The 14,293-nt window shown below is 56.6% G+C and carries 17 protein-coding genes; 9 read left to right on the top strand and 8 right to left on the bottom strand.

The window, feature by feature from the left end; all coding sequences use genetic code 11:
- The first annotated feature begins 477 nt into the window (after positions 1-477).
- Both VFX97_17935 and VFX97_17930 read left to right on the top strand, forming a co-directional pair.
- The gene (locus tag VFX97_17935; protein HEX5705084.1) at positions 478-1,326 is read left to right on the top strand and encodes a hypothetical protein; all 849 of its coding nucleotides are present in this window, start codon (positions 478-480) and stop codon (positions 1,324-1,326) included.
- A gap of 8 nt (positions 1,327-1,334) precedes the next feature.
- Complete coding sequence (locus VFX97_17930; protein HEX5705083.1) at positions 1,335-2,633, top strand: hypothetical protein; 1,299 nt, start codon at positions 1,335-1,337, stop codon at positions 2,631-2,633.
- A gap of 73 nt (positions 2,634-2,706) precedes the next feature.
- Here the strand turns inward: VFX97_17930 and VFX97_17925 are convergent, their stop codons facing one another.
- The 3 genes from VFX97_17925 to VFX97_17915 form a co-directional block, all read right to left on the bottom strand.
- A complete protein-coding gene (locus VFX97_17925) occupies positions 2,707-3,930 on the bottom strand; it encodes an ABC transporter permease (GenBank protein ID HEX5705082.1) in 1,224 nt (407 codons plus the stop codon).
- A 6-nt stretch (positions 3,931-3,936) separates the two neighbouring features.
- The gene (locus tag VFX97_17920) at positions 3,937-4,761 is read right to left on the bottom strand and encodes an ABC transporter ATP-binding protein (GenBank protein ID HEX5705081.1); all 825 of its coding nucleotides are present in this window, start codon (positions 4,759-4,761) and stop codon (positions 3,937-3,939) included.
- 121 nt (positions 4,762-4,882) lie between these two features.
- Positions 4,883-6,559, bottom strand: a complete 1,677-nt coding sequence (locus tag VFX97_17915) for an efflux RND transporter periplasmic adaptor subunit (protein HEX5705080.1) — start codon at positions 6,557-6,559, stop codon at positions 4,883-4,885.
- 224 nt (positions 6,560-6,783) lie between these two features.
- On the opposite strand from VFX97_17915, the gene VFX97_17910 reads away from it, so the two are divergent.
- The 4 genes from VFX97_17910 to VFX97_17895 all read left to right on the top strand — a co-directional run bounded on the left by VFX97_17910 (position 6,784) and on the right by VFX97_17895 (position 8,955).
- The gene (locus VFX97_17910) at positions 6,784-7,305 is read left to right on the top strand and encodes a Spy/CpxP family protein refolding chaperone (GenBank protein ID HEX5705079.1); all 522 of its coding nucleotides are present in this window, start codon (positions 6,784-6,786) and stop codon (positions 7,303-7,305) included.
- A 60-nt stretch (positions 7,306-7,365) separates the two neighbouring features.
- Positions 7,366-7,956 carry a sigma-70 family RNA polymerase sigma factor gene (locus VFX97_17905; protein HEX5705078.1) on the top strand — a complete coding sequence of 197 codons (591 nt, stop codon included), beginning with the start codon at positions 7,366-7,368 and terminating at the stop codon, positions 7,954-7,956.
- 118 nt (positions 7,957-8,074) lie between these two features.
- A complete protein-coding gene (locus VFX97_17900; protein ID HEX5705077.1) occupies positions 8,075-8,563 on the top strand; it encodes a hypothetical protein in 489 nt (162 codons plus the stop codon).
- A 2-nt stretch (positions 8,564-8,565) separates the two neighbouring features.
- Positions 8,566-8,955 (top strand): periplasmic heavy metal sensor, encoded by a 390-nt coding sequence (locus tag VFX97_17895; protein HEX5705076.1) that lies wholly within the window; start codon positions 8,566-8,568, stop codon positions 8,953-8,955.
- Between the two features lie 163 nt (positions 8,956-9,118).
- Here the strand turns inward: VFX97_17895 and atpG are convergent, their stop codons facing one another.
- From atpG to VFX97_17870, 5 genes are all read right to left on the bottom strand, one after another.
- A complete protein-coding gene (gene atpG / locus VFX97_17890) occupies positions 9,119-9,994 on the bottom strand; it encodes an ATP synthase F1 subunit gamma (GenBank protein HEX5705075.1) in 876 nt (291 codons plus the stop codon).
- Positions 9,995-10,051: 57 nt separating this feature from the next.
- A complete protein-coding gene (gene atpA / locus VFX97_17885; protein ID HEX5705074.1) occupies positions 10,052-11,584 on the bottom strand; it encodes a F0F1 ATP synthase subunit alpha in 1,533 nt (510 codons plus the stop codon).
- Between the two features lie 91 nt (positions 11,585-11,675).
- Positions 11,676-12,215, bottom strand: coding sequence for an ATP synthase F1 subunit delta (atpH, locus tag VFX97_17880; protein ID HEX5705073.1), 540 nt, complete (start codon positions 12,213-12,215; stop codon positions 11,676-11,678).
- Positions 12,212-12,757, bottom strand: a complete 546-nt coding sequence (locus VFX97_17875; GenBank protein ID HEX5705072.1) for an ATP synthase F0 subunit B — start codon at positions 12,755-12,757, stop codon at positions 12,212-12,214. Before VFX97_17875 ends, atpH begins: the two co-directional genes overlap by 4 nt.
- Positions 12,758-12,760: 3 nt before the next feature.
- Positions 12,761-13,240, bottom strand: coding sequence for an ATP synthase F0 subunit B (locus VFX97_17870; protein ID HEX5705071.1), 480 nt, complete (start codon positions 13,238-13,240; stop codon positions 12,761-12,763).
- Between the two features lie 238 nt (positions 13,241-13,478).
- On the opposite strand from VFX97_17870, the gene rpmH reads away from it, so the two are divergent.
- The 3 genes from rpmH to yidD are packed head-to-tail and all read left to right on the top strand — an operon-like array spanning position 13,479 to position 14,293.
- Complete coding sequence (gene rpmH, locus VFX97_17865; protein HEX5705070.1) at positions 13,479-13,625, top strand: 50S ribosomal protein L34; 147 nt, start codon at positions 13,479-13,481, stop codon at positions 13,623-13,625.
- Between the two features lie 4 nt (positions 13,626-13,629).
- Positions 13,630-14,031, top strand: coding sequence for a ribonuclease P protein component (gene rnpA / locus VFX97_17860; GenBank protein HEX5705069.1), 402 nt, complete (start codon positions 13,630-13,632; stop codon positions 14,029-14,031).
- A 19-nt stretch (positions 14,032-14,050) separates the two neighbouring features.
- Complete coding sequence (gene yidD, locus VFX97_17855; GenBank protein HEX5705068.1) at positions 14,051-14,293, top strand: membrane protein insertion efficiency factor YidD; 243 nt, start codon at positions 14,051-14,053, stop codon at positions 14,291-14,293.

The following is a 14,293-nucleotide window of genomic DNA, read 5'->3' as shown; positions in this document are numbered from 1 at the left end:
GAAACCAACGCCGACGCCCAAGCTGACGCCGACGCCGACACCGACGCCGAAACCAACGCCGACTTCAGAATGCTCAGAAGCTGATCGGAGTCACGCCAGGGAGACGATTCTCAGTCAATATCGCGGTACATGGCGGCGGAGAATTGAAGGCGAACGAACCAAGATCATCGCCCAATATTCAGAGCCTCCTTTGGTCGCTGAGGTCGAACTACAGGAGCCTGTGGAGTACGAACGTACCATCCTGAATCAATGTACCGTCGCCTCTGTGAGGGCCAGATATGTATGGCGAGTCTATTTGCACGGTAAACCTATGAAATCCGTGTCCAGAGAAAAAAGTTTTACCTGCGTGAGAATTGGACGTGCCTGGCTTTGCCGATAGTCCGTAGTTTTTGATTCTTATTTAACGGGGTTACGTTTCGAGGCTCAAACGTCACTCTAATCTGAAAGCTTTTTTCAACTCAAAGATAGGAGAACATGATGTCTGTACAAGAAGGTTCCGCTACCGCGTTAGTGCGATTCACCGGCCTGGGGATTATCTGCTTCAACAAGGATCGCCAGAGGGGTGAAATCGGCGTTATTCGCGACGACAAACACACCCTCACCGTCAGTATTCAACAACCCGTTTTTAAGGAAGGGACGGATAGCGACGTCATCACTTATGAGGACATCGCTGTCTACCAGAACCTTCCGAAAGACGACGTGCAGATTGAAATCAAGGCGGCAGGCAATCCGGCGATTGCCGGCTATGAAATTTATCAGCACGGAGATTTCAACCGGCTTGAGTCCGATGACTTTAATGATTTCCGCTGGATCGTAAACATGAATTCCCTGCACGGCGAAACCGATCTCAGCCCGGCAGGCGCACAACGTTATCCGCTGACGAAACTGTATATCAGCAATGGCCTGTTCTACACGCACAAACTCGATCAAAACCTCTTCTTCGATAAGGTGGAAAAGGACCCCAGCGGCGCGGTCACTGAACGCGAGGCCTTTGGCAATATCGCCGAAACGATTGGCGTCAAGATTGAAGGCGACGAGGTTAACTTCACCATTCGCATCGGCGACCAGGAAGAAAGCCATACGCTGAAACGCGTTGCGGGTTTACCGTTTAGGATCGACATCAAGAACATGGACTACAGCGCCAAAGCCGTTTACAGCGACATGCCTGACTATTACCGGTACCTCGCCAGCCCGAGCGGTAAACAATTTGACCTGGCGCCGGTCATCGAAGGTGGCGGCGACCAAAGAGTAAAAGGTGGCGCCATAAATCAGGATGATTTCTGTCACCCAATTGGTTCAGACTGGCCCACCATTGATCTTCTGTGAGCCTAAACATGTTTCTACTTGTGCTGGGTAAACATGAGATGTGGAAGGTTTCCGATGCCAGCGGAACCACCACCTACTACTACACCGATGAGATGATCTGGATCGTAGTCGCATTGGCGGTGGCCTGGCTGACCTGGTTTCTGGTGAGCAGATACATGCGCGCAAGAGGCTTGAGGCGGCGGCCACGACCCACCGACTATGGGCTGAAACAAGTCGCCCGGATCAAACGTGAATTAAGCTCGCAATACCTGCGGCCTGGCTTTTCCCGGACGATCCATGCCGTAGGAATCGGGAGGCTCCCCGATAACAGATACTGCATCCAGGTATTTCTCAATGATGCGAATGAAGAGTTATGGACCGGCGCAGGAGCGGCGCCGCTACCTAATAGTTTTCGCGGTGTTCCGCTTGTTCCGATCGAAATGCCGGCGGCGGTTTTTTTGTCAGAGGCCGGAGCAAGTCCCTCTGCGACGCCGGATCAGTATCCAAACGGTATCCGGGGACGTCAGGAAATAATCGTAGGCGGAATCAGCGGCGCCAATACAAACCTGGCAGGGCAGAGTGGGACCATCGGCTATTTTTGTACACGCAAGAGTAAGTTTCGCCGCCGGAAAGAGATTTACCTCCTGAGCAATTCGCATGTCTTTGCCGACCTGCAGAAAGCGACAGTCGATGAGAGCGACCTGATCATGCAGCCGAGCCCCGGTGAACCAACGGGCAGTCGACCGATCGGGATACTGGTGGACTTTTCCAGGCTGACGTTCGACGACCAGAAGGCGTCGAACCACATTGATGTCGCCATCGCCAGGCTTTGGGGCGCGGAGCGGCACAATCCCGTGATTCCGTTAATTGGCGCGGTCCAGGGTTACGTGGCGACTAACGATATCGAAATTGACGAAGCCGTGCGGAAGTTTGGACGGACCACGGGCTATTCTGAAGGACGCGTCGCTTCAATCTATCTGGACATCTGGATTCAGTACGATCGCACCGGCCGCGCGGCATGCTTCTCTGATCAGATTCTGATCGAACCTGACAAATCCAGATTTACAAAGTTCGTTGCTAAAGGCGACAGCGGTTCATTGTTGGTTGATTCGGGGCAGCATGCCGTCGGTTTGATCTTCGCGGGTGTGTCGGACGCTATATTGGATCAAATCGACAAATCGCCGGCACGGAAAGTCGAACCAGGTGTAGATCAGCCAAAGCGAATCGACGGCTACGGCTTGGCGAATCCGATTAGCGACGTGCTGGATCAGATGAATATTGAATTGGTGTTGGAACGACCGCTAACTGCGACGAGCAACACAGCATGACAAGGGTAATGGGCTGGCGCGCCCGGGCTTGATTGACGCCCGGATTTTGCCGGGTCAATGACCGGCGTCACCTCTACTCATATCGAAGTGCTTCGATCGGATCGAGGGCCGCGGCTTTGCGCGCCGGGTAATAACCGAAGAAGATTCCCACCGCGCCTGAGAAGATGACTGAACCGACGATTGCCATCGTCGAAATCAGCGTGGGCCAGCCCAGCATCGCGGGTATCGCGAGTGACAGGGCGACACCCAGAAGAATCCCAACCAATCCACCGGTCACACTAAGCACGACTGATTCAATCAGAAACTGGCTGCGGACAGCCGACGAGCGCGCGCCAATCGCCATCCGAATGCCGATCTCGCGCGTGCGTTCAGTTACTGAGACCAACATGATGTTCATTATTCCGATGCCGCCGACCAGGAGCGAGACTCCGGCAATACACGCCAGCAGCATCGTCATCGTGCTGTTTGTTTCACTCGCCGCTTCCGCGATATCCGACATGTTGCGGACGGTAAAATCGTCCGGCTCATTCGGCCCAAGCTTATGCCGCTGTCGTAACAGCTCAGTTATTTGCGCTTGCGCCGTGTAAGTCGCATCCGGTGAAACGGCCGACACGTAGGCAATCTGCAAACGCGGGCTGCCAAGAATTTTCTTTTGCACAGTCGTGTACGGCGTGAAAGCGACATCGTCCTGATCGCGCCCCTGCGCGTCCTGGCCCTTGCGCGCCATCACTCCGATAACTCGGAACGGAAGGTTTTGCACGCGAATCGTCTGCCCGATAGGATCCGAGCCGGCGAACAGGTTGTCGGCAATCGTCTGGCCGATGACCAGCACTCGCCCTGCCGTACGCACATCCGAATCTGAAAAGAATTCGCCACTTTGAATCGGCCACTTACGAACGTCTGGGTATTGTTCGCTGACCCCCTGAATCGACGTGTTCCAGTTCATGTTGGCGACGACCAGCTGGCTGCGCGCATTGACTGTGGGAGTCACCATCGAGACGCTCGGGACTTCGCGTTTGATGGCCTCGAGATCTTCGACCGTCAAAGTGTTTGTGCCGCTGTCGCCTGTGCCGCTTCGCACACCGCCGACGTTCTGCGCGCCGGCGCTGACAAACAGCAGGTTCGTTCCGATGCTGTCGATCTGCGCCTGCACGGCGGCCTGCGCTCCCTGACCGATACTGACCATGGCCACCACGGCCGACACGCCGATGATGATGCCCAGCATCGTCAGCGCCGCGCGCATTTTATTGCGCTGCAAAGCACGAAAGGCCACTCGAATGATGTTTAGAAAATCCATGATGAGTTACTCAGTTTCGTCTTCGTCCTCTTCAATGGCCGGCAGATTCTTCAACTCTTCTGCGGCATCGCGCTGATCTTCGACCTGAAAATCTTTGCGAATTTTGCCGTCTTTAAAGACGACCACGCGCTTGGCGTACTGCGCGATGTCGGATTCGTGCGTGACAAGCACCAGCGTGATACCGCGTTCACGGTTCAGCCGTTGAAATATTTCCATCACTTCCACTGACGTGCGCGAATCAAGGTTACCGGTGGGCTCGTCCGCCAGAATCAATGCCGGATCGTTAACCAACGCGCGCGCGACCGCGACGCGTTGTTGCTGACCACCCGATAGTTGATTCGGATGACTCTGTTCACGACCAGCCAGACCGACAGCCGCCAAACTCTCCAGGGCGCGGCGATGACGTTCCGCACTGCTGACACCCGCGTAGAGCATCGGCAGTTCAACGTTTTCCAAAGCCGAGGTGCGCGACAGGAGATTGAAGCCCTGGAACACGAAACCGATCTTGCGCGAGCGGATGTCAGCGCGTTCGTCCTTCGACATTTGTGAAACGTCCTGACCGTCAAGGATGTAACTCCCCTTCGTCGGCCGATCCAGACAGCCCAGGATGTTCATTGTGGTTGACTTACCAGAGCCGGACGCGCCCATGATCGCGACGAACTCGCCTTCCCGAATCGTGAGGGACGCTCCGCGCAACGCGTGCACCTGAACGTCACCCATCGTGTAAGTTTTGTGGATGTGCTCAAGTTGAATTACCGGCCGCGCCTCGGACATCTGGATCGAGCCGATGACCGCCGGATTAACTTTTGTGATTTCCTGAACTGCTTGCATGATCTTTTTCTCGATTCCTCCGTGAACCTTTGTGTTCCTCCGGGTCTCCGTGGTTGATCTAATTTAGGAGCATTCACCACAGAGACACAGAGGTCGCACAGAGAAGCCACGAAGATCTTGGTTACCTACGTCCGCCACGCCCGCCGCCACCGGTTCTCGGCGCGCCGCCGAATCCTGGTGCTGACGTTTGATTCGTGTTCGAGCCGGCGCTCGATTGCGTCTGACCGGTGATAACGATCTCGCCTTCGATCAGATTGCCTTCAACGACTTCTGTCGCCGTGCCGTCGGTCAGACCAACTTTGATTCGACGGCGATCCGGCTTGCCGTCCTGGCCCAGCACCCAGACGATTCGGGTCTGGCCGGCGAGGACGGGATCAGTTGGCCGTGCGAACTGGACATCGCCACGGCCGCCGCCTTGCGAAGCGTCGCCGCGCGTGACGCCTGACTGGCGACGGCCCTGCCCATTGCCGTTACCATTCCGTTGTCCGGTTGCATCCTGCGGCGTAAAGCGCAGTGCTCCATTGGGGACCTTCAGGACGTTGTTGCGCTCATCAATGGTGAACGTCAGGTTCGAGGTCATTCCCGGCTTCAGCTTCTGTTCCGGATTGTCTACGCCGATCACGACGTTATAGGTAACGACGTTCTGAACGTTCTGTGGATTCAGCCGCATCTGTTCGATCTTTCCTTCGAACTCTTTTCCGGGAAACGCATCGACACTGAACTTCACTGACTTCGCATTTTCAACCAGCCCAATGTCGGCCTGATCAATGTTGGCGATTACCTGCATCTTCGTCAGGTCGTTGGCGATCGTGAACAGGGTCGGCGCCGATAAACTCGCGGCTACGGTCTGGCCGACATTCACGTCGCGCGAAACCACGACGCCGTCGATGGGCGAAGTGATCGTCGTATGCGCGAGATTCACCTGTGCGAGTTGTAACGCGGCTGCGGCCTGCTGCACCTGCGCCTCGGCCGCCTGTACTTGCGCCTGTGACTGCTGAACGCCTGCCTGCGACTGCTGCACCTGGGCCTGTGATTGCGCGACGCCTGAGCTAGCCGCCACCTGTTCGCTTAATTTCGCCTGGTTCAATTGCGCGACGCCCTGATCGTATCTGGCGGTCGCCGTTTGATAGGCAGTCTGCGCCACATCTACTTCACGTTGGGCAATCACGCCGCTTCTGTTTAGCGACTGTTGTTGTCGCAGAAAACTGAGCGCGTCGTCCTGTTGTGCTTTCAGCACCGCGAGGTTCGCCTGCGCCGCCGTCACACCCGCCTGATTATTTTGGACAGTGGATCGCGCGCCCTGGGCTCGCGCTTGTGCGTCGCTGACGCCGGCGCGCGAATTCGTTACCGCAGCACGCGCTTGCTGAAGACTGGCCTGCGCCTGTAGCAGATTCGCTCGCGCCTGATCGACCTGAGCCCTGGCTACGGACGGATCGAGCTGCGCGATGACCTGTCCTTTCTTCACCACTGAGTTGTAATCAGCGGTGAGCGACGAGATGGTCCCCGACGCCTGGCTGCCGACCTGCACAGTCGTCACGGCCTGAAGAGTGCCGGTGGCCGTAACAGTGTTGCGCAGGTTGCCGCGATCGACGCGCGCCGACAGATATTGCGCGGCGCTGGATTGATTACCCCAAAAATAGAAGGCTGCCGCCGCGACAAATGCGGCGCCGCCAAGCGCGGCAATCCAATACTTCTTTCTGCTGAGCAGTCTGCGCCAAGCGGAGCTGAGCACGCCCAGGACTCGCGACCCGCCGAAACCGCTTACCAAAGGTTGTTGTCTAACGAATTCAGTCGCCATTTGTTCTTCCTATAACTGCGTTTGAGTAATCGCCGCCGATAGTCACAATGCGGCGCTAATTGGCTAGACACCAACGAAGCGGATGTCGTTACAAAGCCATCTGCCGCCGCTCCGCGGCTCGTTGATGCAGACATTCAAAAGGCACTTGTAACGAACTAGCTTCCTGCGGTGTCTGGCCCTGTTGAGAGGCTATGGGCCTCACAATCAGAACAAGGAGTTAACGAATGAGAAAACTTGGAAAAGTTAAGTTGTTGGCAATAGCCTCTCTCTCTGCTGTTGTCCTGGCTGCTTCAATTGCCGTTGCGCAATCGGTGAAGACCGAAACGCAGGACGGTAAAGGCTCTCGACGTGCCTGGCACGGCCAGGGCGGGAAGGGTGGTCATCGCGGAGGTGGCGCTTTCTTTAATCGGCTGAATCTTACGGACGATCAGAAAGCCAAACTGAAGCAAATTCGCGAGAGCTCCGCCTCGACGAACAAACCGCTGCGCGAACAGCTGCGCGCAAAGCGACAGGAGTTGCGTCAGTTGAATGAAGGCGGTACGTTCAACGAAGCGCTGGCTACTCAGAAACTGACGGAGATGGCGGGCCTCGAGGCCAAGCTGATGGGCGCGAGATTTCAAATCCATCAGGAAATGCTGTCTGTCTTAACCGCTGAGCAGAAGGCGCAGCTCGATCAGTTGAAAGCGCAGTCCAAAGAACGTCGCGGCGGACGCCGCGGGTTCGGTGGATCGCGTGACAACAAATAAGTCCCCCAACCGAAATGACGGATCGATCCCCAGCGGTCCGTCAACTTCGATTGAGGAGCACTGCTGCCGCACGACTACGAACAAGCGTCCGAAGTTGAACTGGCCCGCCTCGCGCGCGATGCCGACGAGTCCGCCTTTGCCGAAATCGTTCGCCGCTTCAGCCCGCGCGTGTTCCACGTTGCGCACCGCTTCTTTCGCGACCGAAGTCAGGCTGAAGAAGCCGCACAGGAGACTTTCCTGAAAGCATTCGCGCATCTGAAAAGCTTCGCCGGCCATGGCTCGATGGAAGGATGGCTGACGCGAATCGCCACGAATACCTGTTTGAACCTGCTGCGTGCCGCGAAACGCCGGCCGGAACTTGTAACTTCCGATCTGAGCGAAGATGAAACCGCGTGGCTGGAAAATGTGTCTAGCCCAGTAGAGGCGCAATCGCCGAACGCGGAACAGAAAGTCGTGGCCGCCGATTTGGCGGAAAAAGTTTTGGAGACGTTGGCGCCTGAGGATCGCCTGGCCCTGACGATGATCGATGGCGAAGGAGCTTCGGTAAATGAAGTAGTGGAAGTAACCGGATGGTCAGAATCGAAAGTTAAAGTGCGGGCCTTTCGCGCACGGAAGAAGGCGCGAGAAGCGCTGGAGAAATTGTTGAAATGAAAATTCTCTGTGGTTCTCTTTGTGGGTCCTCTGTGCCTTTGTAGTGAATCTTGCCTTTGGCCATGGTCACCACAGAGACACGGAGAACCACTGAGAAACACCAAGAGAAGGTGACACGATGAACGACAAACACATCACAAACATTCTCGACAACACGTCGCTGGCGGCGCTGCCGGAAACCGACCTGCAAGCGATACGCGCGCACACCGCGAGCTGTGTTGATTGCGCGCGCGCTTTCGAGGCGGCGCGGATTTCCGCTTTGCTGCTTAATGAGCGTGCGGAGGAAACGAGTGCCAACGCGCTCAATGCGAATCCCTTCTTTGAAACCCGCGTGCTCGCGGCGTGGCGTGAACAGCAGGCGACCGCCGGCGTATGGAATCTGCGTCGCCTTTGGAGCGCGACCGGCGGGTTAGTTAGCTCAATGGCCGCGACGACGGCTGTGTTGGCGGCGCTGACCTTTGTCATTCCGGCGGAAGAATCGACGCCCGTGCAGACGGCGGCGCTAATTCCATCTTCAGCGGAAACTGTTGTGTTCGACGAGTCTGATGAAGAAATGACGAATGAAGAGGTGCTCAGCGCGATCTACGACGAGGAAGAGGCGAGGTAACTATGGCTGAAAAGATTCGCAGTAAATGGCAGGTGCGAGTGGCGGCGGTGGTGATCTTCGTGCTCGGGTTCGTTGCCGGCCTGCTGGCGTTACAAGTCTACCGTGGCTGGACCCACCGTCGAACGTCGCCGGAGAATCGCATCGAACAGCTCGCCACGCGCCTGCAGCTGAACGACGATCAGAAGACGAAAGTCCAACAGATATTCTCTGATACTCGCCAACAATTGCAGAACCTTCGTAAGGAATCGGAACCGCGCGTGAATGAGATCAGGCAGCAAGCCGATCAACGTTTACAGCAAGTCCTCAGCGCCGACCAGTGGCAGCAATTTCAGCAGATAAAAAGTGAGGGGCGCGGGCGGCGTGGCCGTCGCGGTCGTGGCGACAACCGCTAGTTCCCTCGGTGCTAATTCCGCCTGCCGCTACCTCTAGGAATTTCTGCTGCAAATTTAACGCAACGTTTGGCGACGCTCATCTTAAAGAAGACGATGCCGTAGAGGGTCTTAGTCTGAAGAGTTGGAAAGTCCTTTGAGGCGCGACTACATCGAGGACGCGTAGTTAGAGCGCGGAGGCGCCCGAAACGATTTCGATGATCTCGCGCGTGATGGCGGCCTGGCGCACGCGGTTCATGTTGAGCGTCAGCGTCGAAATTAGTTCGCCCGCGTTCTTTGAAGCCGCTTCCATGGCCGTCATGCGCGCGCCCTGTTCTGACGCGATCGATTCGAGTAACGCACGGAAAATCTGCGTTTCGATCAGGCTCGGCAGCAGCCGGCTGAAGATTTCGGCGGGTTCCTGTTCGTAGATGTAATCTTTCTTTTGCGCGGCATCGCCGTCAGTTGTTTCGGTGGTCTTTGAAATTGGGAGAAGCTGCTCAGTGACGATGCGCTGCGTCAGGACCGATTTGAATTCGGCGAAGATTAGAAAGACTTTGTCGATCGATTTGTCTTCAGTGAACCGGTTGATGATGTCCTTGGCGACGTCCAGAGCTTCTTCGAAATCGACGCGGCCTTTGCCGGTCAGGCCGATGTATTCGTTAGCGATGTTCGCGTCGCGCCGGCGGTAAAAATCGCGCCCCTTGCGGCCCACGGTGACCCACTCGATTTGTTTGTCCGGGTTCGCTTTGACGAAAACCTGGGCTGCCTTGATCAGGTTCGTGTTGAAAGCGCCGCACAAACCTTTGTCCGCGGTCACCAGCACCACCAGGTAACGCTCGTCGCCGCGCTGATCGAGCAGCGGATGGTGAAAGTCTTCACTCGTTTGGGCGGCGAGTTCACTCAGCACCTGGTTCATCTTGTCGGCAAACGGACGCGCGTTGATGACGCGATTCTGCGCGCGCTTCAACTTCGCCGCAGACACCATCTTCATGGCCTTGGTGATCTGCTGCGTGTTCTTTACCGACTTAATGCGCCGGCGAATGTCTAGAAGATTTGCCATTAAGAAATGAGTCGTATGGGACTCATAGGTCGTATGGGACCTATGGGTCGCATCGCTTTAAGCCGCCACCGCTTGTGCCCGTTCCGCCCACGTCTGCACGAAATCCTTCAGGCCCTGGTGCAGGTCCTTTTCAACTTCGGCATCGATGTTTTTCTTTTCGCGCAATGTCTGTAACAGCCCCGGTTGCGAGTTCTCTACAAAGCGCTGCAGCTCAGTCTCGAACGCTTTCACGTCCGGAACTGCAACATCGTCGAGGTAACCGTTGTTCGCCGCCCAAATGATCAGCACCTGTTTCTCGACGTCCATCGGCTGATACTGCGGCTGTTTCAAGATTTCCGTCAGCCGTTCACCGAGCGCGAGTTGCGCCTGCGTCGCTTTGTCCAGATCTGATCCGAACTGAGCAAAGGCCGCCAGCGCGCGATACTGCGCCAGCGAGAGGCGTAAACCGCCGGCAACCTGTCTCATCATTTTTACTTGAGCCGACCCGCCCACGCGCGAGACCGAATTACCGACGTCGATGGCCGGACGAATACCGGCGTTGAAGAGATCCGCTTCCAAAAATATCTGACCGTCGGTAATCGAGATAACGTTCGTGGGAATGTAAGCCGAGATGTCACCCGCCTGCGTTTCGATCACCGGCAAACTCGTCATTGAGCCGCCGCCCTTGGCATCGGAAAGTTTGGCCGCGCGCTCGAGCAGACGCGAGTGCAGGTAGAACACGTCTCCCGGATACGCTTCGCGACCCGGCGGGCGGCGCAGCAGCAGCGAAATCTCGCGATAAGCGGCCGCCTGTTTCGAAAGATCGTCGTAAATGGTCAGTGAGTGCTGGCCGCGGTCGCGGAAGTATTCGCCCATCGCCGCACCTGAATACGGCGCCAGGAACTGCATCGCCGCCGGATCCGACGCGGTCGCTTTGACCACGATCGTGTATTCCATTGCGCCGGCATCCTGCAGCGTCTTCACCACCTGCGCCACCGTCGAAGCCTTCTGGCCCACCGCGACGTAGATGCAAATCACGTCTTTGCCACGCTGGTTGATAATCGTGTCAACCGCGATGGCTGTCTTTCCCGTCTGCCGATCACCGATGATCAGCTCGCGCTGTCCCCTACCAATCGGCACCATCGAGTCGATCGCTTTCAAGCCAGTCTGCAAAGCCTCTTTCACCGGCTGTCGATCAACAACGCCGGGAGCGATGGTCTCAACCGGATTGAAGTCCTCCGTCAGAATCGGGCCGCGGTCGTCAACGGGATTTCCCAAAGCATCCACCACGCGGCCAACCAGCGCCTGTCCGACGGGCACCTGCATGATGCGCCCGGTGCGCTTCACCAGATCGCCTTCTTTGATCTTCTGAAAGTCGCCAAACAGCACCACGCCGACTTTGTCTTCTTCAAGGTTCAGCGCCAGGCCGCGCACGTCGTGCGGGAACTCGAGCAGCTCGCTCGCCATGACCTTCTCCAGGCCATGAGCCTCAGCGATGCCGTCGCCGACCTTGATCACCGTGCCGACTTCCATCACCGTCACGCCGGCTTCAAAGTCCTCGATCTGCTTGCGGATGATTTCGTTGATTTCGTTTGCTTTGATTGGTTCCATAAAAACTGTCCGTTGTTTAGTTGTCAGTAGTCAGTGGCTTCGCTTTGTCAGAAGAACAACTGACAACGGACGACTGACAACTGACCGGTTTTTAGCCCGCCATTCTTTCCTTAATCTGCTGCAACTGGCTGCGCACCGAGCCGTCGTAAATAGTCGAGCCGATGCGCGTCACCAGCCCGCCGATCAATTCCGGGTCTTGTTCAAAATTCAGCCGCACTTTTTTCTGTGTCACGGACACCAGTTTCTCACTCAGCCGTGTTTGTATTTCGTCGGGTACGGGTCGCGCGGTGGTGACCGTGGCGGCGACCATGCCTGCGCGTTGGTCGAGAATCTCGGCAAATTTGCTATTGATCTCAGGAAGTTCGGTCAGGCGCTGATTCTGCAGCAGCACCTTCAGGAAATTTGCGGTTGTCTGTTGTGGCTTGGCGCGTTCGATCAATTGCTTCAGCACCGCGCGTTTCTTATCCAAGGGAATCGTGGGATTGCGGAACACTTCCTCAAGATTCGCGTTCGTCAGAATCAGTTCGGCCCACTGCTGCAACTCTTGCTGAATTTCTTTGGCTTCACCGCGCTCGAGAACGACGTCGGCCAGGGCCGCAGCGTAACGACGCGCGATAGTCTGGATGCTCATTGCGGCGCGCCTCCCAATTCGTCAACGTTGCGCGAGATCATGCGCACATCGTCTTCGGGCCGCATTTCACGCCGAATGATGTCTTCCGCCATTCGGACCGAAGTTTCCGCGGCGTAAACTCGCAAATCGTGTTTCGCGGCTTTGCCCGCGCTTTCGATTTCGCGCTTAGCCTGTTCACCAAGTTTGGCGATTTCCTGTTCAGTCGATTTCGCGATCCGCTCGCGCTCTTCGGCCGCTTCGCGTTGTGATTGCGTCCGAATCGTTGTGACTTCGGTGTCGAGCCGCGCCAGCCGCTCTTCGACCTCTTTGAGTTTCGCCAGCGCCGCGTCGCGCTCTGTCTGAGCGCGCTGCAGTTCCTGCTTGATCTGTTCCCGGCGTGTCCGGAAAGCTTCGCCGAGTCTCACTTTGCGCGTCAGGATGTAAACAAGAATCGCGACGAACACGAAGAGGTTGACGAACTTCCACAGCTCGAAACCTGGATAGTCCCACCAGGCGCCGCCCTCAGACGCGAAGATCATTAGCGATGCCAGATTCACAAACATTCGTCAGTTCACTTCGCCCCCGCCCACCGGCCGATCCAAAACCCGTTCACCAATCTCGCGCGCGATGCGACGCGATTCACTGTCTAAGGTCACACGGGCTTCTTCGACCTGGGTTTTGATGGTCTGCTTTTCTTGCGCGATCGATTCTGAAAGCTGCTGTCGCATCTCGTTCAGCTTACCCTGCCGCTCCTGCATCGCCGCCGTACGTTCCTGCTCAGCCAGTGCATATCCTTCGGCGCGCGCCTGTCGCAGTTGCCGTTCGTAATTCGAAACCTTCTCGCTGACATCGGTCAGAATTTCCTGCGCTTCGCTCATGCGACCGTGCGTGCGTTTCTCGCGCGCTTCGAGAATTCGGTTGATTGGCTTGTAAAGGGTTTTGTTCAGGATCCATACCATCACCAGGATTATGATGACGTGCAGGATCAGCGTGCCGTCAGGCACAAGTTGAATTGAGTTTTCGGCAAACCCGAGCGGATAAGTCATCTTCCGTTGTTAGCTGGGAAAAGGTTCGTCAGATGCGAATCCCGATAAGGTCGGGGTTCGATCTCACAGGGGACTGAAAACGTCTGCCCTAGTTAAGTGACCCAACTGCACTTGCGTCTGAAACTCTGAAGGCTAACACGCGATTTTCAAACGCGTCAAGGCGGGTTGCTCCCTTCCTTGACATCACTTCACGGCGTCGCTACGCTAAGTGTTTTCTTAAGCGAAGGGATTTCTGTCTATGCCGAAGCGAACGTTTCAACCGAACAATCGACGCCGCGCCAAGACGCACGGGTTTCGCGCGCGCATGGCCACTAAAAACGGCCGTCTCGTGCTCAAGCGGCGCCGCGCCAAGGGCCGCAAGCGCCTGACACCGTCGCATTATTAGAAAGTTGATCGCAGCCACCGACGACGCGCCGGCGAAATTGAGCTTTGCGCTGCCGAAACAGCGCCGGCTGCGCGCGCGGGCTGAGTTTCAAAAAGTCTATGCCGAAGGGCAGCGCTATGACGGCCGCTTGATGGCCGCTTTTTTACGCGCAAATGACGGGGCCGAGCACCGGCTCGGCGTGACGGCCTCAACCAAGGCCATCGGCAAGTCGGTCGACCGGGTTCGCGCGAAACGTTTGCTGCGCGAGCTGTTTCGCCGCAGCCTAACAGACTTAGGAACACTTCGGCAGCGGTACGATTGGGTCATCAACGCCAAGCGGTCTTTGCTGACCTCGACTGAAGAACTTCGGTTCAAAGAGTTTCGTAGGATCGTGGAGCAGGTGGCGCGGGCAGAGCGCAAAGGATAGTTTCTGTTGATTTTCGTGGATGAAAAGCGGCGTCAAGCCGCCGCACTCCAAAATGCGGTACATACTGGTTTCGTTATTGAAATTTTACAAAGCAGTAATCTCGCCGTGGCTGCCGCCGTCCTGCCGTTTCACTCCAACGTGTTCTGAATATGCGCGCGAAGCAATTGAACGGCATGGCGCACTGCGCGGAAGCGGCATGGCGATATGGCGTTTGCTTCGGTGTAACCCTTTCTGCGCGAGTGGTTACGATCCGGTGAAGTAG

The organism is Pyrinomonadaceae bacterium (assembly GCA_036277115.1).
Lineage (GTDB): Bacteria > Acidobacteriota > Blastocatellia > Pyrinomonadales > Pyrinomonadaceae > UBA11740.
This window is presented reverse-complemented; position numbering and strand designations above follow the sequence as displayed.

Bases quoted from the DNA above. Each gene is read 5' to 3' on its own strand.
- VFX97_17935 (HEX5705084.1), top strand. From the start codon at position 478: ATGTCTGTACAAGAAGGTTCCGCTACCGCGTTAGTGCGATTCACCGGC.
- VFX97_17930 (HEX5705083.1), top strand. From the start codon at position 1,335: ATGTTTCTACTTGTGCTGGGTAAACATGAGATGTGGAAGGTTTCCGAT.
- VFX97_17925 (HEX5705082.1), bottom strand. From the start codon at position 3,930: ATGGATTTTCTAAACATCATTCGAGTGGCCTTTCGTGCTTTGCAGCGC.
- VFX97_17920 (HEX5705081.1), bottom strand. From the start codon at position 4,761: ATGCAAGCAGTTCAGGAAATCACAAAAGTTAATCCGGCGGTCATCGGC.
- VFX97_17915 (HEX5705080.1), bottom strand. From the start codon at position 6,559: ATGGCGACTGAATTCGTTAGACAACAACCTTTGGTAAGCGGTTTCGGC.
- VFX97_17910 (HEX5705079.1), top strand. From the start codon at position 6,784: ATGAGAAAACTTGGAAAAGTTAAGTTGTTGGCAATAGCCTCTCTCTCT.
- VFX97_17900 (HEX5705077.1), top strand. From the start codon at position 8,075: ATGAACGACAAACACATCACAAACATTCTCGACAACACGTCGCTGGCG.
- VFX97_17895 (HEX5705076.1), top strand. From the start codon at position 8,566: ATGGCTGAAAAGATTCGCAGTAAATGGCAGGTGCGAGTGGCGGCGGTG.
- atpG (HEX5705075.1), bottom strand. From the start codon at position 9,994: ATGGCAAATCTTCTAGACATTCGCCGGCGCATTAAGTCGGTAAAGAAC.
- atpA (HEX5705074.1), bottom strand. From the start codon at position 11,584: ATGGAACCAATCAAAGCAAACGAAATCAACGAAATCATCCGCAAGCAG.
- atpH (HEX5705073.1), bottom strand. From the start codon at position 12,215: ATGAGCATCCAGACTATCGCGCGTCGTTACGCTGCGGCCCTGGCCGAC.
- VFX97_17875 (HEX5705072.1), bottom strand. From the start codon at position 12,757: ATGTTTGTGAATCTGGCATCGCTAATGATCTTCGCGTCTGAGGGCGGC.
- VFX97_17870 (HEX5705071.1), bottom strand. From the start codon at position 13,240: ATGACTTATCCGCTCGGGTTTGCCGAAAACTCAATTCAACTTGTGCCT.
- rpmH (HEX5705070.1), top strand. From the start codon at position 13,479: ATGCCGAAGCGAACGTTTCAACCGAACAATCGACGCCGCGCCAAGACG.
- yidD (HEX5705068.1), top strand. From the start codon at position 14,051: ATGAAAAGCGGCGTCAAGCCGCCGCACTCCAAAATGCGGTACATACTG.